Genomic DNA, 18978 nt, shown 5'->3' on the forward strand with positions numbered 1-18978 from the left:
AATCGTTCTTCAAGGAAAGATATAATAAAAAATCATAAATTAAAAAGGAGTGAGTTATGAAAACAATTGATTCTGCGCTATTAGAGACTATCGCCGGCGGTCGCGGCAACAATGGCGGCGACCGTGCGGATAATAGCCGCAGGAATAAAGGGAAAAACAACGGTGGTAAGCAGGGACGTTCTGGCGATTACTATGCTAAAAACACCTCGGAAGACTGCATCAATGGCATGGTGGCCGGCGCGGCCTTAGGGGCATTCGGCGGATTACCCGGGGCGGCGATGGGGTTGGTTGGCGGTGCGGTGACCGGCGGCTGTTTTAAAGATGCCAGCAGGGGCGGCGGTAACGTAGGCATGGGGAAAGGCGGGAATAAATGCGGGTCAAGTGCCGGCGGCAAGTGTTCCTGGTAAGCATTAACCTTAACGAAAATAACAACGGGCTGACCTTTCGCCGTTCTCAGGTGATCACATGAATAATAAAGCGCTAAAAATAATATCAGTTGTCATGGGTATATTTTTATCTTCTTCCTTGCTAAGCGGGGCCGGAGTAGGCTTTTCAACATGGTATCCCGCGCCGAGGGGAATTTCCGTCCTGTTAGTATCAATTGGCTGCGGTGTGGCCTTGGTAAGGTTTATTTACTTAATAATTAAATTCATTTTCGGCAGACCACTCAGGGGAAGCTGATCTTTCTGTTCTTTACCACAATGTTCTTCTTCATTAATGCGAGGCGGCAGTGATTCCCCTGCCGCCTTATTCCCTACTAGTGTCCTGAATAATCCTCTTCGGCAGTGCCGGGTCATGAATGTCTACCGATAAGGCCCTCGTCGGCAGATTAAAATGCGACGGTAACAGTTCCAGTTCACCGCTGTTTTGCGCCACGCGCGCCAAAATGGCAGCCCGATAGATCGTAAACACATGAAACTGACTTTCAGCTTGCTGAAGGAATTGAACGCCTTAACGGCAGAGGGACTTCTGCCTGACGCTTGCCTGGCGTAATCTTACCTGCGCCGATAGCGATTTTTTTATTCGCCATCGTCGTTCTGCGACTCCACACGTCAACTGGGGTTAATCAGTTGGCGTGACCGCGAAAATAGATTAGTTTTAAGCTCTGACTCTCCTCGGCACTGGATGCTATGACTACCCAAAATCAACACCCCCAGGCTGTCTTCAGCCCCGTTACACGCCACGCTATTTTTTTGGTCGCGACTTTATCCGCCAACCCTGCGCAGCACGCTGCGGTGCGTGGCTGGTGCGCGGATATCAGCGGCGTAATTCGTTCCGTCGGTAAAAGATCCCCTGCGGGCAATCTGTCCTGCGTCTGCGGATTTGGCTCTTCGGCCTGGGATCGGTTGTTCGGCCAGCCCCGCCCGGCGCTACTTCATCCTTTTCGTGAGATAGGCACCGGCGACCGCGTTGCCGTTTCGACCCCTGGCGATATCCTGCTGCACATTCGCGCCGACGAGATGGATTTGTGCTTCGAACTCGCCACACAGTTGATGAACAAGCTTGGCGATGCCGTGACGGTAATAGAGGAAGTGCACGGTTTCCGTTATTTCGACCAGCGGGCAATGATTGGCTTTGTCGACGGCACCGAAAACCCCGAGGGACACGAAGCCTTCGACTATACGGTGATTGGCGAGGAAGACGCCGGTTTTTCCGGCGGCAGCTACGTGCTGGTACAAAAATACCTGCACGACATGAAAGGCTGGAACTCACTGAGCGTCGAAACGCAAGAGCGCATTATTGGTCGCCACAAGCAATCCAATATTGAACTGGATGAGGACGTCAAGCCTTCGTCATCCCACAGTTCCCTGACGACGCTGACCGATGAAAACGGCAATGAAGTCAAAATATTGCGTGACAACATGCCGTTTGGCAAACCCGGCATGGGCGAATTCGGCACTTACTTTATCGGCTACGCCCGCTCCCCCCAGCCAATCGAGCAAATGCTGGAGAACATGTTTGTAGGTCGGCCGGCCGGCAACTACGATCGCCTGCTGGATTTCAGCCGCGCGGTCACCGGCAGCCTGTTCTTTACGCCTTCGGCACCCCTGTTGGAAGCCCTGGCTGAGCGTAACGGCCCGCAATAATCGCTAAAAGCAGGGAGACTGATCCCAGCGCGGACTCGGGGTCAGTGCTCCCGACTACAGCAGCAGTGCCAGCTCCATTGCCGTACGCTGCAACTGCGGCAGCACACGCTCACGCAATTCCGCCGACGAAATTTGCGAGGCATTCACCCCTACGTTCATCGCCGCCACTACGCCGCCCTTACGTGAATGCATCGGCACTGCGATCGAACGCAAGCCTATTTCTAACTGTTGATCGTTAATCGCATACCCCTGACGACGCACCTTGGCCAGCTGTTCACGCAGTTGCTCAGCGCTGGCCACGGTAAACTCTGTCAGCGGTTCGAAGGTGACCCGCGACAGATAATCGTCCAACTGCGCTTCGTCCAGCGCGCTGAGTAAAACCAATCCCATTGACGTCGCGTAGGCCGGCAAACGGCTGCCCCGTCCCAGATCGATGGTCATGATGCGCTTCACCGAAGCACGGGCGATATACAGAATATTGTCACCGTCCAGGGTCGCTACCGAGCAGGATTCATTCAGCAGTTTACTGAGATAGTCCAGCGAGTTTTGTGCCGCTTTCGCCAATTCGGATGAGGAAAGATAGGCGTGACCGATAGTCAGAACCCGCGGCAACAGCCGGTAATGCCGACCGTCGGGGCAATGGACAAAGCCGAGGGCGCGCAGAGTGTAAAGGCAGCGGCGCACCGCCGCACGGGGAATACCGGTAATGTGGCTGATTTCAGAAACCGACATTTGCGAATATTGCGGCTGGAAGGCCTGCAACACCTCTAACCCCCTGGCCAGCGACGCCATAAAATTGGGATCGCCTTTATACTGATCGTTACTTAAATCCCCGATTTCCTGCAGCCGGCGCAGTTCTCCAGCGCCAAATTCCGACTCATCGCCCATCCGGACCTCCGATTCAATAAACTTTGGCATTATAAGCCTGTGGCGCCGCGATGCTGCTTTGTCTGGCATCCAATAGCGATTTAGTTATCTGCGTCACAGAATTGACAGGCAAATTACCATCGCTTCGATAATCGCACAAACAGCTGATATTCGCACTTGTCGCTGCATTTTTCCTCGCTTAAGGTGGATCCAGACCCACCAGCGTCACGCTGAGAGACTCTTAGCGTACTCAGGAGAGCAGATGATCGATAAAAGCGTGGCGTCCGTAGACGCCGCCGTCGCCGATATCCCCGACGGCTCGACCATTATGGTCGGCGGTTTTGGCCCCGCCGGTCAGCCTTATGCGCTACTGGATGCACTGATTCGGCGCTGCCCACGCGAGCTGACGTTGATCAGCAACAACGCCGGCAATGGCGACTTTGGCCTGGCCGCGCTGCTGAAGGCCGGTTGTGTACGCAAGGTCATTTGTTCATTCCCGCGTCAGTCGGATTCCTGGGTATTTGACGACCTTTACCGCCGCGGCGAACTGGAGCTGGAACTGATCCCACAGGGTAATCTGGCGGCCCGTATCCAGGCTGCCGGTTCCGGGCTCGGTGGGTTTTACACACCCACCGGATACGGCACCGAGTTGGCGCAGGGCAAAGAAACCCGCGAGATCGACGGCAGGCACTACGTGTTCGAACTGCCGTTGAGGGCGGACTTCGCCCTGATCAAGGCCGAACAGGCCGATCGCTGGGGCAACCTGCGGTATAACAAAACCGGGCGCAACTTTGGGCCGATCATGGCCATGGCCGCCACCTGCACCATTGCTGAAGTTAATCGCATGGTGCCGCTGGGCGAACTGGATCCTGAAAACATCATTACGCCTGGGATCTTCGTACAGCGCCTGGTGACCACGCCTGACCATCCTGCGCAGCTTTCGGCTTAAGGGCTCTCCATGACCAAACTTACTCATCAACAGTTGGCAGAACGCATTGCGCGCGATATCCCGGAAGGCGCCTACGTCAATCTGGGCATTGGCATTCCCACGCAGATCGCCAACTACCTGCCGGCGGATAAAGAGATTTTTCTGCACAGCGAGAACGGTATTCTCGGCATGGGCCCGGCACCGGCGGCGGGCCAGGAGGATCCCGAACTGATCAATGCCGGCAAGCAGCCGGTCACCCTGCTCAAGGGCGGCTGTTTTTTCCATCACGGCGACTCCTTCGCCATGATGCGAGGTGGCCACCTGGATATCTGCGTGCTCGGTGCCTATCAGGTTTCCGAACGGGGCGATCTGGCTAACTGGAGCACCGGTGCCCCAGGAGCCATTCCGGCGGTAGGCGGCGCGATGGATTTGGCCATTGGCGCCCGCCAGGTGTTTGTGATGACCGAGCACCTGACCAAAAAAGGGGAATGCAAAATTGTCCGCCACTGCACTTATCCATTGACCGGCGTCGGCTGCATCGATCGCATCTACAGCGATCTGGCGGTGATGGACGTGACCCCGCAAGGCCTGGTGGTCCGCGAAATATTCGGCGGTCTGACCCCGGAACAGCTGCAGGAAGTCACCCCGGTTGAATTGACCTTTGCCCTTCAGCACGGAGAACATCCCCATGAATCCAGCCTATCTGTGTGACGCCGTCCGCACGCCTTTTGGCCGATTGAACGGGAGCCTGGCAACCGTTCGCGCCGACGATTTGGCCGCTCTGCCGCTGAAAGCGCTGCAGGTTCGACACCCGCAGCTGGACTGGGCCGCAGTGGATGATGTGCTGCTCGGCTGTGCCAATCAGGCTGGCGAAGACAACCGTAACGTGGCGCGCATGGCGTTACTGCTGGCAGGCCTGCCGCTACAAATCCCCGGCTGCACCCTTAATCGCCTGTGTGGCTCCAGCCTGGATGCGGTAGCGATGGCGGCGCGCGCGATAAAAACAGGTGAAAGCGAACTGATGATTGCCGGTGGCGTAGAGAGCATGTCCCGCGCGCCCTTCGTCATGGGCAAGGCGGAAAGCGCTTTCAGCCGGGCGATGAAACTGGAAGACACCACCATGGGCTGGCGGTTTATCAATCCGCAGATGAAAACGCTGTACGGTGTGGATTCGATGCCGCAAACCGCCGAAAACGTCGCCCTGAAGTTCAATATTTCCCGTCAGGATCAGGATGCTTTCGCCCTGCGCAGCCAACTGCGTACCGCCGCCGCTCAGGAAAGCGGCTTTTTTGCCGACCAACTGATTGATGTCAGCATCGCACAGAAAAAAGGCGAGCCGCAGCTGTTCACGCAAGACGAACATCCTCGCGCTACCACGATGGAGGCATTGGCGAAACTGAAACCGGTAGTGGATCCGCAGGGTACCGTCACCGCAGGCAATGCCTCCGGGCTAAACGACGGCGCCTGTGCGCTGCTGCTGGCCGGCGAATCCGGGCTGTCCCGCCACGGCCTGCAGCCCATGGCGCGCATTGTTGCCAGCGCCGTTACCGGTATTGAGCCGTCGATCATGGGCTTTGCCCCGGCGCAGGCGGTTCGCAAGGTGCTGAAAATTGCTGGTTTAAGCCTGGATCAGATGGACGTGATCGAGCTTAATGAGGCCTTTGCGGCGCAGGCGCTGGCAGTGACCCGTGAGCTGGGACTCCCCGACGATGCCGCACAGGTCAACCCTAACGGCGGCGCCATCGCTCTGGGTCACCCGCTGGGCGCCTCCGGTGGCAGGCTGGTGATGAACGCGGCCTGGCAATTGCAGAACACGCGTGGGCGTTATGGCCTATGCACCATGTGTATCGGCGTCGGCCAGGGTATTGCGCTGATTATCGAGCGGGTGTGAAAAGGGGACAAGGATGGATATCGACTATCGTCTTGATGGCCGCGCGGCTGCGCCGCTGTTGGTACTGTCCAACTCACTGGGCACCACCTTCGATCTGTGGCAACCGCAGCTGTTGGCACTGAGCGAACACTTTCGGGTATTGCGTTATAACCAACGCGGACACGGTGCCACGCCGCTGTCTACCCCACGATTACGGCTTGAGGATCTCGGCCAGGACGTGATCGCCCTGCTCGATTATCTGGACGTACCCAGCGCCCATTTCTGCGGCATTTCAATGGGCGGCCTGACCGGTCTGTGGCTTAACCGTTACCACCCGCAGCGCATCACGCGGATGGTGGTCGCCAATACCGCCGCACGCATCGGTAATGCCGAAGGCTGGCAACAGCGAGCGCAGCAGGTGCGTAGCCAAGGGTTGTCTTCGATTGCCGCCGCCTCCCCCGCCCGCTGGTTCACCGAAGCCTTTCTGCAAAATCATCCTGAGCAGGTTGCCTCCCTGGTCGCCGCTCTGGCGGCCGGTAACCCCGAAGGATACGCCGCCTGCTGCGATGCCTTGTCAGTGGCGGATTTACGCGCCGACGTGGTTTCCATGAGCCGGCCGATGCGGGTGATCGCCGGAGACGCTGATCCGGTAACCACCGTCGCGGACGCCGAGTTTCTGGTGGCCAACGCCCCGCACGCGGAACTGCAGCGGCTGCCGGCTTCGCATATCTCCAACCTCGCCTGTCCGCAACTGTTCAGCCACAGCGTGATCGAATTCCTGACTGAGGAACGTTCGGCCGGCTAAGTCGGTTATTGGTCGGCTACTCGCCGCCCTTGCGCATCGATCACTGGTGCACCGTCTTCCTTGGTGAAAGAGCCCTGCTGCGGATCCGGCAGGATATCCAGCACGGCTTCCGACGGTCGACACAGACGGGTGCCCAAGGGTGTCACCACAATAGGTCGATTAATCAATATCGGCTGTTGCAACATAAAGTCGATCAATTGTTCGTCACTCCAGCCTGCATCTGCCAGCCCCAACGATTCATAAGGCTCGACGTTTTTACGCAGTAAGGCTCGCGCAGATATTCCCATATCGGCAATCAACCCGATCAATTGCTCGCGGTCGGGCGGTGTCTCCAGATACAAAATCACCGTCGGTTCCACACCACTGTTGCGGATCAGTGCCAACGTATTGCGCGATGTGCCGCAAGCCGGGTTGTGGTAAATCTTGATGTTACTCATGGCGTTCTCTCTGAGTTATGGCTAAAGCGACAGGCGCAGGGCCAGGGCGGTCAGCGCAACCAACAGCACCGGCAGGGTCATCACTACCCCGACCCGGAAATAGTATCCCCAGCTTATGACGATGCTTTTCTTCGACAATACGTGCAGCCACAGCAGCGTGGCCAGGCTACCGATCGGCGTAATTTTCGGCCCAAGATCGCTGCCTATGACATTGGCATAAATCATTGCCTGTTTAATTACGCCTTCGGCATTGCTGCCGTCAATCGACAAGGCCCCCACCAACACCGTCGGCATGTTGTTCATCACCGAGGACAAAAATGCCGTCAGGAAACCGGTGCCCAGCGTAGCTGCCCAAATTCCGCGCTCGGCCAGAAAATCCAGCACACCGGCCAGGGTATCGGTCAGCCCTGCATTACGCAGCCCGTAGACCACCAGATACATCCCGAGAGAGAAGACCACGATCTGCCAGGGGGCGCCCCGCAACACTTTAGCAGTGTCGATGGCCTGCCCCTTTTTCGCCACCAGCAGCAGGATCAACGCACCAACGGCGGCGACCAGGCTAACCGGCACGCCCAGCGGCTCAAGCCCAAAAAACCCCACCAGCAGCAACACCAATACGCCCCAACCGGCTCTAAACGTCTGCAAATCGCGAATGGCCTCACGCGGTGGCCGCAGCAACCTCAGGTCATAGCTGCGCGGAATGTCCTTGCGAAAGAACAGGTGCAACATCACCAGCGTGGCGACGATGGCGGCAAGGTTCACCGGCACCATCACCGCCGCATACTGCGTGAAACCCAGTTGAAAGAAATCAGCGGAGACAATATTCACCAAATTGGACACCACCAGCGGCAGGCTGGCGGTATCGGCGATAAATCCCGCCGCCATCACGAAGGCCAGCGTTGCCCCTGAACTGAACCCCAACGCCAGCAGCATCGCAATCACTATCGGCGTCAGGATCAGCGCCGCCCCGTCATTGGCAAACAACGCCGCCACCGCGGCGCCCAGCAGCACAATATAGGTGAACAACCAGCGCCCTTTGCCCTTGCCCCAGCGCGCAACATGCAGCGCTGCCCATTCAAAGAAGCCGGACTCGTCCAGCAGCAGGCTGATAATGATCACCGCGATAAAGGTCGCGGTGGCGTTCCAGACGATCTGCCAGACCAGCGGAATATCGCCGACCTGTACCACTCCGGTCAGCAATGCCAACAGCGCGCCGAAACAGGCACTCCAGCCTATGCCCAAGCCTTTCGGCTGCCAGATCACCAAAACGATCGTCAGGATAAATATTGCCCCTGCCAACACCATCACAACTCCTTAGTCTCTCACATCAAACATATATGTTATTTCGAATATATTTATTTAAATTTTTTAGCGTTACCGGCAGACCGCCCCTAACGCGCGCTGCGCCAGCTCGGTCACCTGCTGTTGCCGGCTAAGATAAGCCTGTTCGATGATTGCCGCCGCCCAGGCCGGCATATGCGGCGACAGGCGGTAGTAAATCCACTTGCCCTCGCGACGATCGATCAGCAGACCACTTTCACGTAACATCGCGAGGTGACGAGAAACTTTGGGTTGCGATTCCTCCAATGCGCTGACCAATTCGCACACGCATAGCTCACCCGCCTGGCGCAGCAAAAGCACCAGCGTGAGGCGAGTTTCCTCCGACAGATTTTTAAACAATGTCAGTGGCGTCAGTGATGTCATGGGGATCCTCCTTTTACGATAACCGCCATCATAAGCCGAAGGAGGAAAAACGCCAAGAAACATATATGAATTAGTGAATATTAAGATTTGTGAAGATTGCGCAGAATGGCTCACTTTCGCGATGGCCCGGTGAAAACGCTCACTCAGCCTGAGTTAAGTTTCAGCTATTGATTCCATACGCCAAAGCGACTGTTCATTATGTGCTCTTTCGTTACAATCTCTAGCGTGAAATCCACCGTTTAGAGGGCTCTTATGTACAACTTCTCACGTTATCAGGCAAAAGAACTGGCGCTGGCTTATATGAGCGGCAAAAAACACGACCTGTCACCGCAGGAATTTCTGCAGCAGCTGAAAAGTAGCGAGAAATCTTTCGACTATCTGTTGAAGCACGGCAACGAACAGCCGCGCGAAGTGCTGGTGAAAAGTTTCTAACACCCCGCACCTTAATCTCCCTTCGCCGGTGGCGTACCTATAGGCACGCGTATTCCCGGTCGAATGGCGACGGGGTGTTATCACCGATCCGGGGTATCCCAATAAGGCCGCTCTCCTCCGAGCTGAGCCAGTAGAAAATCGACAAAGGCCGATACCTTAGCCGGTAAGTATTTGCGCTGTGGATAGATGGCATAAATGGCATGCTCGGGCAGCCGATAGTCCGACATCAATTCAAGCAGTCGCCCCTGCGCAATATCGTCTCCAACGATGAAAGTCGGCATCTGACAAATCCCCAAACCGGCGATCAACGCTTCACGCAACGCCTCGCTGTTATTCACCTGGTAATTGCCTTTGGGTTGGAAACGTACAGCCCCCGCAGGCCCGTCGAACTGCCATTCGCTCCCCCCGCGGAAATAGCTGTAAAACAAACAGTTATGCTTCGCTAATTGCTCCATGTCCGTCGGTGTTCCACAGCGCGCCAGATAAGACGGCGCTGCGCACAAGACGCTGTTGCACGGCGCAATACGCCGGGCTATCAGGCTCGAGTCGGCCAGTCGACCGATGCGGATCGCCAGGTCATAGCCCCCTTCGACCAAATCGACCAGTTGGTCGTCCATCATCATATTGATCTCCACCGCCGGATAAGCTGCCAGGAAACGGGGGATCAACGGGGCAATATGCAAACGACCAAACACCATGGGTACGCTGATCCTCAGGCAGCCCTGCGGCTGCCCCTGCAAGCGGGTGACCGCATCCTCTCCCTCTTGCGCTACGGCACAGGCATTGCGTGCATAGCCAAAATACTGCTCACCGGCCTCGGTCAGGCTCAAACTGCGGGTGGTTCGCTGCAATAATTGCACGCCCAGTGAGCGTTCCAGCTGGGTGATGCGTTTGCTTACTGCCGATTTGGTGATGCCCAGTCGCTCGGCGGCGGCAGAAAAGCTTTCGCATTCCACCACCGCCACAAATACCGGGATTGCTGCAAAGCGATCGTTCATTATCAGTCAACTTTTTCTCAACAATGATTTTCCATTTTAGTGGATTAAGCTTTAAACAAAAACAATATAGGCTGCTCTTCAAATTAATTTTGAAGTTGAAACCCTGATGCGTGAACGTTTTTCCGATCCTCTGCTGGCGCTGGGCGCCGGTGCCCTATTGGCCCTGATGATTGCCATCAACAGCCTGCTGGCCAGCTATAACTCCCCCTTGCTGGCCTCGTGGTTGGCTCACGGTATGGGCGCCATCACCGCCTGGTTGCTGCTGCTCCTGCTGAACCGTCGTACTCCGCGCCGCGCGGCCTCATCGGCCAGGACGCCTCGCTGGGCTTATTTGGGCGGTCTGCCCGGTGCCCTGACGGTGGTGCTGGCCGCCATTACGGTCAACAGCCCGCTGGCGCTTTCCGGCAGCCTGGCGCTGATGCTTACCGGTCAGGTTTTGTTCGGCATGCTCGCCGACAGCTGCGGCTGGTTTGGCTCGCTTAAACGCCGTTTGAGTCTCAACGATATCGTCGCCACGCTGCTGATCCTCTGCGGCTGCGCTCTGCTCATTTTCCTGAGGTAACGCCCATGTTTACCCTGATAGTCCTTGCTCTACTCAACGGCGTCTGTATCGGCCTCAGCCGCGCAATCAACGGGCGTCTGGCGCTGGATCGTGGCGCTTTTCATGCCTCACTTTGCAATCATATCGTCGGTTTTTTGTTCCTCAGCCTGCTGCTGCTGGCAACCGGCAGCGTCAACGGTGCAACCTTCGGCCAGGCCCCGTGGGGTGCCTACCTTGGCGGTGTCATCGGGGCGTTGTTTGTCGCGCTGAATAGCTATGTTCTGCCGCGTCTCGGCACCCTGCGCGCCGCACTACTGATTATCAGTGGCCAAATGCTGGCAGGCGTGGTTATCGACCGCCTGCGCGACAGCGGCGATACCATCAGCGCGCAGATCTTGGGCGTGGGGCTGATCCTGCTGGGCGTCTATGTCGCCCGGATGGAGAAATCGCTGCTTAAGCTGATGCTTGAGCCTATTCAGCGGCGGAGTTGATTTCGCCTTGAGAGACGAATATTTATCATATTCGCTCTCAGATACGAATTATTGACATATTCGCCTTGAGGTGCGAAATTTACCGATAACTCCCGCTTCAGAGTAGAAAAAGAGATGCCAGCACAAGTTAGCGTGATCACCGGCGATCTGGTCAATTCACGGCAATTAGACACCACTCACTACATTACCGGGTTAAATGCCCTGCTGAGTCAATTGCAACGGGCTACGCTTATTGAGCGATTCGAGATTTTCCGTGGCGATGCTTTTCAAGCGGTGGCCGAACCGCAATCCGGTTTGCTGCTGGCGGTGTATATCCGTATTGCGCTTAGAGCGATGGACTCACGCCATTGGGATGCCCGCATCGCCGTTGGCCTCGGCAGCGACCAGGGACAAACCGCCGGTTATGGCAGCGCCTTTGTGAATTCTGGCCAGGCCCTGGACGCTTTGATGAAAAATTGCCGACTGGCTCTGAAAAATGACAATGAGCAGACAAATGCCATTGTCAGCGATCTATTGCCGATGTTAGATCATGTGATTAGCCGCCTTTCACAGACCGAAGCGCAGGTCGTCCAGGCACGTTTCTTCGCCGACACCAGCCAAGAGGTAGCGGAAAAGCTGCAAAAGGCCGCCTCCACCGTTTCTGCTACGCTGAAACGCGCGGCCTACGAGGAAATGATGCGATTTATTCACGCGATTAACAGGATCACCTGAATATGGATTTGAGCTACGCGCCGTTGCTGACCTGGTTGCTGGTGGTTCACCTGCTTGCAGACTTCCCGCTGCAGCCGCGCAGTTGGGTCGAGGATAAGGCTCGTCACCGCGCACGTTCTCGTTTCCTGTTGCTGCATGCCTTACTGCACGGCGTGCTGGCCGCCTGGGTGGTGGCCGGTTTTGCGTTGCTGCATGGCGGACTCTCTTCCGGCCAGGTGCTGACCGCCCTGCTGGTTATCGCCATCAGCCACTGGCTGATTGACCTGTTGAAGGTCACGTTATTGACGCGCATCAGTCAAGCGGGCGGTTTTCTGCTCGATCAAGGCCTGCATCTTACGGTGATTGCACTGCTGTGGCTGTCGCTGACGCCCAATGCCCATGGCCTGCTTAGCACGCTGGGAGCGGCCATAGCCGGCTGGCAGGCTGGACTGGTTGTGGTGACGTATTTGGTGATTTACATGCCGATGGGCGTGCTTATCGGCCAGCTTTTGGCTCACTGGGCACCGCAGATGCCTCCTTCAGCCAAAGCCGATAACGACTCGTTATTACGTGCGGGCAAGCAAATTGGCTATCTGGAAAGAACGCTGATCCTGACCTTTGTGCTGATCGGCCAAATCCCGGCGGTCGGTTTTTTGCTGGCGGCCAAGTCAATCTTTCGCTTTGGCGATTTGCGCCAGAGCGATGACAAAATGCGTACCGAGTATGTGCTACTGGGTACGCTGTTTTCCTTTACCCTAACCATCATGCTGGGTCTGCTGGTGAAAAAAATGCTGTAGAGGCGGATAATATTTCGCCCCTACAGCCGGCACTTATTACAACCACTCACCGAAGCGGCGAATATAGAAACGCTTCATCAGCTGCGCCACCACGCAGTAGCTCACCAAGGTACCTGCCAGCCACGGGAAGTATTCCCACGGCAACGGCTGCAACCCAACCAGTGCGCCCAGCGGCGAGAACGGCAGATAGATACCCAGCCCCATCACCAGCGCCGTGGTCAGCAACACCGGCAGCGCGGCGGTGCTCTGAATAAACGGGATCTTCTGGGTGCGCAGCATATGCACCACCAGGGTTTGCGACAGCAAACCTTCAATAAACCAGCCGGACTGGAACAACGCCTGATGCTCTACGCTGTTGGCGGCGAAAACAAACCACATCAGCGCATAGGTAGTGATATCAAAGATGGACGACGTTGGCCCAATCCACAGCATAAAGCGGCCAATGTTTTTCGCATCCCACTTGCGCGGCTTGCGCAGGAACTCTTTGTCCATCTTGTCCCACGGCAGCGACAGCTGAGAGATATCGTACATCAGGTTCTGGATCAGCAGGTGGATCGCCAGCATCGGCAAAAACGGAATAAAGGCGCTGGCCACCAGCACCGAAAACACGTTGCCGAAGTTGGAGCTGGCGGTCATGTTCAGGTACTTGATGATATTGCCGAAAGTCTCCCGTCCCTTGATCACCCCCTCTTCCAGCACCATCAGATTTTTTTCCAGCAAAATGATGTCTGCCGACTCTTTGGCGATGTCCGTACCGGTGTCGACCGAAATGCCCACGTCGGCATCGCGCAGCGCCGGCGCATCGTTAATGCCGTCGCCGAGGAACCCGACGGTATGGCCATTCGCCTGCAGCATTTTCAACACTCGCGACTTCTGCAGCGGCGTCAGTTTGGTGAAGACCGTGCGCTGTTCCACTTCTTGCGCCAGCATGGCGTCATCCATCTGTTCAATTTGCGGACCGGAAAGCGGTTCACCCGGCTCCAGGCCAACATCGCGGCAGATTTTGCAGGTGATCACCGGGTTATCACCGGTCAAAACCTTAATCGCTACGCCGTTTTCCTGCAGGGCGGCGATCGCTTCCTGTGCGCTCTCCTTCGGTGGATCGAGGAAGGTCAGAACGCCCTGGATCACCATATCGCGTTCATCGATAATACTCAGCGGCAGAGCATTTTTCTGTTCGCCCAGATCTCGCGTTGCCAGTACTAGCACGCGGAATCCCTCTTCGTTATATTGAGCGGCAAGCGCCTGCAACGCCTCACGCCGAGCCTGATCCAGCGGTAAAATCTGCTGCCCGTCGCGCACATGGGTGGCAATTTCGAGCATTTCCTCCACCGCCCCTTTGCAAATCAGGCGTTGTTGGCCATTTTCATCCGCCACCACGATCGATAAACGGCGGCGTATAAAATCAAAGGGCAGCTCATCGACCTTGCTGTAGCGGCCCAACGCCTCGATGCCCGGTTTGCCGCGACCAAAACGGATCACCGCCTGGTCCATCAGGTTTTTCATTCCGCTCTGGTGGAAGCTGTTCAACCAAGCCAGGTGCAGCACCTCATTGTCTTTGGTCCCGCTGGCATCCAGATGGTGCTCAAGGATGATGCGATCCTGCGTCAGGGTGCCGGTTTTGTCGGTGCACAACACGTCCATCGCGCCAAAGTTCTGAATGGCGTTCAAACGCTTGACCACCACTTTGCGTCGCGACATGGCGATAGCGCCCTTCGCCAGGTTGGAACTGACGATCATCGGCAGCATTTCTGGCGTCAACCCAACCGCCACCGCCAGGGCAAACAGCGCGGCTTCGCTCCAGTCGCCTTTGGTGAACCCGTTGATCAGCAACACAATGGGCACCATCACCAACATAAAGCGGATCAGCAGCCAACTGACGCTGTTAACCCCGCGATCAAACGCGGTTTGCGAACGGGTGCCGACAATCGACTTCGCCAGCGACCCGAAATAGGTGCGTCCGCCGGTTGCCACCACCACCGCCGTGGCGGTACCACTGGCGACGTTGGTGCCCATCAGGCAGATGTTCGACAGCTCCAACAGCGCATGTTCGCTGGAGACTTCGTCCTCACTCGATTTTTGGCTGACGTTGCCCATAACGTCGTATTTCTCAATCGGGATCGCCTCGCCGGTCAGAATGGCCTGGCTGATAAACAGATCGCGCGACGCCAGCAGGCGAACGTCCGCCGGTACCATATCCCCGGCAGAGAGCTGAATAATATCGCCCGGCACCAGTTCGCGGATCGGGACCTCCAGCGTCAGCGGATGTGCGCTGTAGCTGCTGCGGCGCATTACCGTTGCGGTGGTTCGCACCATCGACTTCAGCGTCTCCGCCGCCTTGTTGGTGCGGTATTCCTGCCAGAAGCGCAGCAGCCCGCTGAGTGACACCATCACCAGAATGATGATGACACCGGTGAGATCGGTTTCTTCACCGCGCCGGGCAGGCAGCCAGTAATCGGTAAAGAAACTGATCGCAGCCAGCACCATCAGTACATAGATAAACGGGTTATTAAAGGCGCTGAACAACTGCACCAACGCGTGCGGAGCCTTCTCATGAGCTACCTGATTAATACCAAACTGCGTCAGGCGTTCATCAACATCCTCCTGGGTTAATCCATTACGGTTGCATTTTAAATTTGCCAGCGTCTGGTCAACGCTGTTTTTCGCCTCTTGTGCGATGGCGTATGGCGTCGATTTTTTATCCCGGCGACGTACGGTTTCATTAATATAGGTCATAATGCAATTCTCTTATCTTACTCTGCGCACAGGGATACCCCGCCTGATTAACAGGTGAATAAGCACAGAATGGAATTTATTTAATTGGCGTGATTAACGCGAACTATTGCCGCGTCGTGCACGCTGAATAATTAAGCTTTCGGGGTCACCGTCCATGACGCCTCCTTATCACTGAGTACAGTGAAACATTAATGACTTATTAGACAGGCAATTCAGAAGCGATACGCCAACGTACAGCACTGACGCTTTTTTCCAGACTGACGCGACAGACAATACCCTCAATCTCTTTTTGCACCGAAGGGTTAGCGGTTATTTCCGCGCAAACCTCCAGCTGGCCGGGAATAGCAATATCGGCACTGCGCAATGATTGTAATCTTAATGCCACGCCATTTAGCGCCTGTAATATCAGGGTGCGTACCAGTATTTCATCCTGCTCGCCGCAGGTGACCTGTATGCGGTAGCACACCTCCAGATCGGTCGCCTGTTGTTGCGGCTGCAGATTGATGCGCTGCGCCGCTTCGCGCAGCAGAATATTGGCGCACAGGATCACCAGCGTCGCCAGCACCGCGTTCCAATACTGCCCCAGGCCGCACAGCACGCCTATTGCGGCTGAGCACCAGAGCGTGGCCGCCGTATTAAGGCCGCGGATATTCAGGCCTTCACGCATGATTACCCCGGCCCCCAAAAAGCCGATGCCAGAGACAATTTGTGCCGCAACCCGGCCGGCGCTGGAAGGGTCGGTAGACATGGAGCTGAGGATAAATACCGCCGCCCCGGTCGCCACCAGTGCATTGGTACGCAGGCCGGCCATACGCTGGCGCCATTGCCGTTCTGCGCCAATAACGGCACCCAGGCTCATCGCCAGTAATAAATTTAAAACAAAAGGAGTCATAGCCATGACTTTCCCCTTAAATAACCACAGGAGATAAAATCATGTGCTTTTTAGCACACGCGAAATCGCGCCGATAATAAATCAGCGATTGAGCGTATAAGTGCCAGGAGGGAATAGGCTGTGGCTGCAAATAACCATAATTACGTCCAAATCAATTCACCCGATGCCATTTGGCCTCAGGAACAACAGTCAGATTCGGGTTTGCACAGCTCGGAATAACCAGAGAGGGGTGCTGCCCGCCGTTTTCGGCAAGCAACAAATCAGAAGAGGATTGGTCAGCTTGCCTTATTTATATCACTGCAACTAAAACTGTCCAATTGTGTTTCCTCTTTGAAATTTTGGCTGAGTATAGTGACGCAGAGTGGCGATGTAAAGGCGAATTTATTAAACGGAAATTAAACTCAATAACCCCAATATTTGATGAGTCACACGATTATAACTTATTGGCATTGGGCAATTGGCTAATTACCGATAAGCTTGAGCTTCAACAGGACAATCATCCTCAAGGACACGCATTCAATGAACCTGCTTCGCCTTTCCATCAGCCTCGCCCTGCTTGCCGGTTTTCCCGCTCAGGCCCTGCTCTTGCAACAGGGCGAAACGCGTTTCGATATCGATCCTGCCACGCTGCAAATCGTCGCGGGAAAAAACCAGGTTAACCAGGCACTGGCTGGGCAAACCGTGACTGAACTGCAAAGCACATCGACGCAGGCAAGCTGGCAATGGCCCAACAGCGCCATGCAGGTTACCGCCAGATTGGAGGGTGCCGATCTGCGTTTGAGTTTCAGCAGCAAGCGGGCACAAACCCTGAACTGGTTCAGGCTGCCGTCGCAGGCAACGACCCTGCTGCTGCCGATTGGCGAAGGGAGCCGCATCCCGCTGGACAATCCCGTCTGGCGGAATTATCTGGTCAAGGAAATGACGCCGCTGGATACCAACTGGGATCTGAAACTGCCGCTGTGGAGCCAGCAACAGCAAGGCAAGGTCTACAGTTGGTTGCTGCTAACCCCATTCAGCAACCAGGTAACCTTCGCCAGCGCAGGAAAGGAACTTGCCATGCGCAGTAGTCATGAGTTCAACCGCTTTAATCAGCAGCAGGCTTTCGAGGTGCTGCTGCACGTGGGAGACTCGCCGCTGTCCGGCGCGCGCCGTTACCGTGAATACCTGCAACAAAGCGGTCAGTTCAGCAGCCTGCGAGATAAAATCCGCATCGCGCCGGAAGGCGAAAAGCTGATTGGCGCTACGCACATTTATCTGTGGGGCGACAAACTGCTGGCGGCGAACGACGTGAAAGATTGGCCGGGTTTGTTGGCCTGGCTTATCACCCCCAAGGGTGAAGTTCTGCGGCGGAAAATGGATGCCGATAGCCAAAAAACCGTGCGCACGCTGGCGGGAAAAACGCCGCAGGGCTGGCAACAGCAAGCGCTGATTGATGCCCTTAATCAGGCGCTGGTGACACTGACACCGCTCAAGGCGACGCCGGATGACGCCGACTTCTTATCGGCGCAACGCCAACAGGCCGCGGATATCCGGGCATTGGCGCAACGGCAACTCGGGCCCTATCTGACTGCGCCGGAGAGCTGGGGACAGGGGCTGGCTAGCCCCCTGGTCGAGTCGCTGCAGCAGGCCGGCCTGCCTCGGCTGTGGTTGGGTACCGACAACTGGACCGCCGAGTTTCTGCACCCGCACGCGGTAAAAAGCGCCAAAAAGGCGGGATACCTGATCGCCAGCTACGATTCTTACGACACCGCCATTCCACGTGGGGTCAATGACAGCTGGTTAACCGCCCAACTGCCGACGTCCCTGCGAGAAAAGTGCGCCATCGTGCGTGCCGACGGCAGTAAGAAACCCGGCTTCGGCAAACAAGGCTACTACCTGAATCCAGGCTGCGTACTGCCTTACTCTCAACAGCGGATGACCGAACTGGTGCGACTGGCCGGGCTGAACAGTCTGTTCCTTGACGTTGACGGCACCGGGATGGTCTCTGACGATTATCAGCCCAACCACCCGACCGGTGCCGAGCAAATGGCGCAGGCTCGCAATGCGCGGCTGGCCTGGTTCAGCAACACCCTTCGCCTGCCGCTCGGCTCCGAAGATGGCAATGCGGTGACCGCACGCCACATCATGTTTGCCCACGGTATGGAAACCTGGGGATTTGGCTGGGGCGATAAGCAGATGAATCACGATAAGTCCTCCCCTTATTACCTGGGTGCCTGGTGGCCCAATGCCCAACCGGCCTTCTTCTTCAGCCCGGCCAAGGTAAAGGAACCCTACCGCACGGTGGAATTCGATCCGCGCTATCGCCTGCCCATGTATCAGGCGGTGTTCCACGACGCGGTGATCAGCAGCCACCACTGGAACTACGACAACCTGAAATTCAGCGATGTCAAAACCACCCGCAGCCTGCTGAGCCAGCTCTACAATACCGCGCCGATGTTCCATCTCAGCCGTGCCACGTTGCAGGCGCGCCTGCCGCAGATCAAACAGGCCGACGCCGCCTTCCGTCCGCTGCATCAGGCCCTTTGGGATAAAGCGCTGATCGATTTCCGCTGGTTGGATAAAGCCGGGTGGGTGCAGCAAACCATCTTCAGCGACGGCACCACGCTGACCGCCAATTTTGGCGAGCAGCCGTTCGACGGCATAGCCGCCCAGAGTCTGCGTGCCAAACTGGCGGACGGTCGCACCCTGAACGTTACGCCATAG

Annotated in this window: 19 protein-coding genes; 12 read left to right on the forward strand and 7 right to left on the reverse strand. The window is 56.4% G+C overall.

Features of this window, described 5'->3' with window-relative positions:
* Window positions 1–56 precede the first annotated feature (56 nt).
* Window positions 57–407 carry a hypothetical protein gene (locus H0S68_RS14960; protein WP_130016348.1) on the forward strand — a complete coding sequence of 117 codons (351 nt, stop codon included), beginning with the start codon at window positions 57–59 and terminating at the stop codon, window positions 405–407.
* Window positions 408–1130: 723 nt separating this feature from the next.
* A complete protein-coding gene (locus H0S68_RS14965) occupies window positions 1131–2087 on the forward strand; it encodes a Dyp-type peroxidase (protein WP_130016349.1) in 957 nt (318 codons plus the stop codon).
* Window positions 2088–2141: 54 nt separating this feature from the next.
* Here H0S68_RS14965 and H0S68_RS14970 read toward each other — a convergent pair whose 3' ends face one another.
* Window positions 2142–2975, reverse strand: coding sequence for an IclR family transcriptional regulator C-terminal domain-containing protein (locus H0S68_RS14970; RefSeq protein WP_122079719.1), 834 nt, complete (start codon window positions 2973–2975; stop codon window positions 2142–2144).
* A 241-nt stretch (window positions 2976–3216) separates the two neighbouring features.
* On the opposite strand from H0S68_RS14970, the gene H0S68_RS14975 reads away from it, so the two are divergent.
* Genes H0S68_RS14975 through pcaD form a run of 4 tightly spaced genes read left to right on the forward strand, consistent with a single transcriptional unit; the run spans window position 3217 to window position 6557 of the window.
* Window positions 3217–3903: a 3-oxoacid CoA-transferase subunit A gene (locus H0S68_RS14975; protein ID WP_122079720.1), complete on the forward strand. Its 687-nt coding sequence runs from the start codon at window positions 3217–3219 to the stop codon at window positions 3901–3903.
* A gap of 9 nt (window positions 3904–3912) precedes the next feature.
* Window positions 3913–4593, forward strand: coding sequence for a 3-oxoacid CoA-transferase subunit B (locus tag H0S68_RS14980; RefSeq protein WP_122079721.1), 681 nt, complete (start codon window positions 3913–3915; stop codon window positions 4591–4593).
* On the forward strand, window positions 4571–5773 hold the full coding sequence (gene pcaF, locus H0S68_RS14985) for a 3-oxoadipyl-CoA thiolase (protein WP_130016350.1): 1203 nt from the start codon (window positions 4571–4573) through the stop codon (window positions 5771–5773). Before H0S68_RS14980 ends, pcaF begins: the two co-directional genes overlap by 23 nt.
* Before the next feature lie 13 nt (window positions 5774–5786).
* Window positions 5787–6557, forward strand: a complete 771-nt coding sequence (gene pcaD / locus H0S68_RS14990) for a 3-oxoadipate enol-lactonase (protein ID WP_122079723.1) — start codon at window positions 5787–5789, stop codon at window positions 6555–6557.
* Between the two features lie 5 nt (window positions 6558–6562).
* On the opposite strand, the gene arsC is transcribed toward pcaD, so the two are convergent.
* From arsC to H0S68_RS15005, 3 genes are all read right to left on the reverse strand, one after another.
* Window positions 6563–6994, reverse strand: coding sequence for a glutaredoxin-dependent arsenate reductase (gene arsC / locus H0S68_RS14995; RefSeq protein WP_130016351.1), 432 nt, complete (start codon window positions 6992–6994; stop codon window positions 6563–6565).
* A 21-nt stretch (window positions 6995–7015) separates the two neighbouring features.
* The gene (locus tag H0S68_RS15000) at window positions 7016–8299 is read right to left on the reverse strand and encodes an arsenic transporter (RefSeq protein WP_128865365.1); all 1284 of its coding nucleotides are present in this window, start codon (window positions 8297–8299) and stop codon (window positions 7016–7018) included.
* 69 nt (window positions 8300–8368) lie between these two features.
* The gene (locus tag H0S68_RS15005) at window positions 8369–8698 is read right to left on the reverse strand and encodes a metalloregulator ArsR/SmtB family transcription factor (protein ID WP_130016352.1); all 330 of its coding nucleotides are present in this window, start codon (window positions 8696–8698) and stop codon (window positions 8369–8371) included.
* A gap of 252 nt (window positions 8699–8950) precedes the next feature.
* Between H0S68_RS15005 and H0S68_RS15010 the strand changes: the two genes are divergently transcribed.
* Window positions 8951–9130 (forward strand): hypothetical protein, encoded by a 180-nt coding sequence (locus H0S68_RS15010; RefSeq protein WP_020827564.1) that lies wholly within the window; start codon window positions 8951–8953, stop codon window positions 9128–9130.
* An 80-nt stretch (window positions 9131–9210) separates the two neighbouring features.
* Here the strand turns inward: H0S68_RS15010 and H0S68_RS15015 are convergent, their stop codons facing one another.
* Window positions 9211–10128 carry a LysR family transcriptional regulator gene (locus tag H0S68_RS15015; RefSeq protein WP_130016353.1) on the reverse strand — a complete coding sequence of 306 codons (918 nt, stop codon included), beginning with the start codon at window positions 10126–10128 and terminating at the stop codon, window positions 9211–9213.
* 106 nt (window positions 10129–10234) lie between these two features.
* Here H0S68_RS15015 and H0S68_RS15020 point away from each other — a divergent pair, with 106 nt between their 5' ends.
* The 4 genes from H0S68_RS15020 to H0S68_RS15035 all read left to right on the forward strand — a co-directional run bounded on the left by H0S68_RS15020 (window position 10235) and on the right by H0S68_RS15035 (window position 12647).
* Window positions 10235–10690: a DMT family transporter gene (locus H0S68_RS15020; RefSeq protein ID WP_130016354.1), complete on the forward strand. Its 456-nt coding sequence runs from the start codon at window positions 10235–10237 to the stop codon at window positions 10688–10690.
* A 5-nt stretch (window positions 10691–10695) separates the two neighbouring features.
* Window positions 10696–11160: a DMT family transporter gene (locus H0S68_RS15025; protein ID WP_273854398.1), complete on the forward strand. Its 465-nt coding sequence runs from the start codon at window positions 10696–10698 to the stop codon at window positions 11158–11160.
* 114 nt (window positions 11161–11274) lie between these two features.
* Complete coding sequence (locus H0S68_RS15030; protein WP_116690243.1) at window positions 11275–11871, forward strand: SatD family protein; 597 nt, start codon at window positions 11275–11277, stop codon at window positions 11869–11871.
* 2 nt (window positions 11872–11873) lie between these two features.
* The gene (locus H0S68_RS15035; RefSeq protein ID WP_020827569.1) at window positions 11874–12647 is read left to right on the forward strand and encodes a DUF3307 domain-containing protein; all 774 of its coding nucleotides are present in this window, start codon (window positions 11874–11876) and stop codon (window positions 12645–12647) included.
* A gap of 36 nt (window positions 12648–12683) precedes the next feature.
* Here the strand turns inward: H0S68_RS15035 and mgtA are convergent, their stop codons facing one another.
* Together mgtA and H0S68_RS15045 are read right to left on the reverse strand one after the other, a co-directional pair.
* Window positions 12684–15383, reverse strand: a complete 2700-nt coding sequence (gene mgtA / locus H0S68_RS15040) for a magnesium-translocating P-type ATPase (protein ID WP_020827570.1) — start codon at window positions 15381–15383, stop codon at window positions 12684–12686.
* A gap of 199 nt (window positions 15384–15582) precedes the next feature.
* Window positions 15583–16281, reverse strand: a complete 699-nt coding sequence (locus tag H0S68_RS15045) for an MgtC family protein (RefSeq protein ID WP_044552178.1) — start codon at window positions 16279–16281, stop codon at window positions 15583–15585.
* Between the two features lie 513 nt (window positions 16282–16794).
* Between H0S68_RS15045 and H0S68_RS15050 the strand changes: the two genes are divergently transcribed.
* On the forward strand, window positions 16795–18978 hold the full coding sequence (locus H0S68_RS15050; RefSeq protein ID WP_410528806.1) for a glycoside hydrolase: 2184 nt from the start codon (window positions 16795–16797) through the stop codon (window positions 18976–18978).

This window comes from Serratia sp. AXJ-M (assembly GCF_046531865.1).
In the GTDB taxonomy this organism is placed as follows: domain Bacteria; phylum Pseudomonadota; class Gammaproteobacteria; order Enterobacterales; family Enterobacteriaceae; genus Serratia; species Serratia liquefaciens.

Coding starts and splice junctions, on each gene's coding strand:
- H0S68_RS15045 (WP_044552178.1), bottom strand. CDS start 16,281: ATGGCTATGACTCCTTTTGTTTTAAATTTATTACTGGCGATGAGCCTG.
- H0S68_RS15020 (WP_130016354.1), top strand. CDS start 10,235: ATGCGTGAACGTTTTTCCGATCCTCTGCTGGCGCTGGGCGCCGGTGCC.
- H0S68_RS15035 (WP_020827569.1), top strand. CDS start 11,874: ATGGATTTGAGCTACGCGCCGTTGCTGACCTGGTTGCTGGTGGTTCAC.
- H0S68_RS15010 (WP_020827564.1), top strand. CDS start 8,951: ATGTACAACTTCTCACGTTATCAGGCAAAAGAACTGGCGCTGGCTTAT.
- H0S68_RS15000 (WP_128865365.1), bottom strand. CDS start 8,299: ATGGTGTTGGCAGGGGCAATATTTATCCTGACGATCGTTTTGGTGATC.
- pcaD (WP_122079723.1), top strand. CDS start 5,787: ATGGATATCGACTATCGTCTTGATGGCCGCGCGGCTGCGCCGCTGTTG.
- H0S68_RS14960 (WP_130016348.1), top strand. CDS start 57: ATGAAAACAATTGATTCTGCGCTATTAGAGACTATCGCCGGCGGTCGC.
- H0S68_RS15030 (WP_116690243.1), top strand. CDS start 11,275: ATGCCAGCACAAGTTAGCGTGATCACCGGCGATCTGGTCAATTCACGG.
- H0S68_RS15050 (WP_410528806.1), top strand. CDS start 16,795: ATGAACCTGCTTCGCCTTTCCATCAGCCTCGCCCTGCTTGCCGGTTTT.
- H0S68_RS15015 (WP_130016353.1), bottom strand. CDS start 10,128: ATGAACGATCGCTTTGCAGCAATCCCGGTATTTGTGGCGGTGGTGGAA.
- H0S68_RS14975 (WP_122079720.1), top strand. CDS start 3,217: ATGATCGATAAAAGCGTGGCGTCCGTAGACGCCGCCGTCGCCGATATC.
- pcaF (WP_130016350.1), top strand. CDS start 4,571: ATGAATCCAGCCTATCTGTGTGACGCCGTCCGCACGCCTTTTGGCCGA.
- arsC (WP_130016351.1), bottom strand. CDS start 6,994: ATGAGTAACATCAAGATTTACCACAACCCGGCTTGCGGCACATCGCGC.
- H0S68_RS14980 (WP_122079721.1), top strand. CDS start 3,913: ATGACCAAACTTACTCATCAACAGTTGGCAGAACGCATTGCGCGCGAT.
- H0S68_RS14970 (WP_122079719.1), bottom strand. CDS start 2,975: ATGGGCGATGAGTCGGAATTTGGCGCTGGAGAACTGCGCCGGCTGCAG.
- mgtA (WP_020827570.1), bottom strand. CDS start 15,383: ATGACCTATATTAATGAAACCGTACGTCGCCGGGATAAAAAATCGACG.
- H0S68_RS15025 (WP_273854398.1), top strand. CDS start 10,696: ATGTTTACCCTGATAGTCCTTGCTCTACTCAACGGCGTCTGTATCGGC.
- H0S68_RS14965 (WP_130016349.1), top strand. CDS start 1,131: ATGACTACCCAAAATCAACACCCCCAGGCTGTCTTCAGCCCCGTTACA.
- H0S68_RS15005 (WP_130016352.1), bottom strand. CDS start 8,698: ATGACATCACTGACGCCACTGACATTGTTTAAAAATCTGTCGGAGGAA.